Source organism: Rubrivivax albus (assembly GCF_004016515.1).
Taxonomy (GTDB): domain Bacteria; phylum Pseudomonadota; class Gammaproteobacteria; order Burkholderiales; family Burkholderiaceae_C; genus Rubrivivax; species Rubrivivax albus.
On record NZ_SACT01000037.1, the window covers coordinates 1 to 992 of the forward strand.

The window sequence follows — 992 nt, forward strand, 5'->3', positions numbered from 1 at the left end:
GTTGTCGGCGTTGCCCTTGACCGAGGCGTTCATCTCCTGCAGCGAGGCGGTGGTCTCCTCCACGCTGGCAGCCTGCTGGCTGGCCGAGTGCGCCAGGCTCTGCGAGGTCTGCGAGACCTGCGCGCTGTTCAGCGCCAGCGCCGAGGTGGCGGTGTCGAAGGCGGCCACGGTGTCGCCAAAGCTGGCCAGCAGCCGGTTGAGCTGCTCGCCGATCACCTGGTGGAAGCCGCTCAGCGAGCGCGTTTCCACGCGCACGGTCAGGTCGCCGTCTACCGCTGCAGCCACCGCCCCCTGCACCCCTGCCTCGGCGCGGCGCGTGTGCTCCACGTCCAGCCACTGCCCAACCGTGCCCTGGTTGTGCCCCTCGGCGTCCAGGATCGGCGTCGTGATGACTTCGTAGCGGCGGCCGCCGAGTACAAGCTCGGTGCAGGCGCGGGTGCGCAGGGACTTCAGCCGCGACACGGCGCCTTCTGGGTCGGCATAGAAATAGCCGATCGAGCGACCCACGACGTTGTCGGCGGAGAAGGCGGGCTGCTCGCGGCGGAAGGCGGCCTCGTCGCGCTGTAGCACCTGGGCCAGGGCCTGGTTGACGTAGACCACCGTGCCGTCGACGTCGGCGATGCGCACGGGCACCGAGGTGGCGTCGAGCGCGGAACGGATGCGAGCCGCATCGCGCAGTTCACCGCGGGCTGTGTCCAGGGCCCGGCGAAGCTGCCTGCCCTGTAGGCCTAGACTCAAGGCGACGCCAGCGGCCATGACCGCAGTTGCCCAGGGCAACAAGTCGACAGGTGTCATGCGAACACCTCGTCATCGGCACTGCGGCGCGCGTGCCGCGGTGACGCGGGTGTCACATCCTCTCTGCCGACCTTGTTGCCGTCCTCGGCCAGGCGGAAGAAGGCCATGAGCTCCTGCAGCTGGGCGGCCTGGGCGGAGAGTTCCTCGGCGGTGGCCGAGAGTTCCTCGCTGGCGCTGGCGGTCTGCTGGGTGGCGGA

1 protein-coding gene and 1 pseudogene are annotated in these 992 nt (G+C 70.0%); both read right to left on the reverse strand.

The window, feature by feature from the left end; genetic code table 11:
* Positions 1-738, reverse strand: a 738-nt coding sequence (locus tag ENE75_RS24640) for a PAS domain-containing protein (RefSeq protein ID WP_158289095.1), incomplete at its 3' end; no start/stop codon positions are given.
* A 53-nt stretch (positions 739-791) separates the two neighbouring features.
* A pseudogene (locus ENE75_RS25575) lies at positions 792-992 on the reverse strand (methyl-accepting chemotaxis protein); the annotation flags it as partial.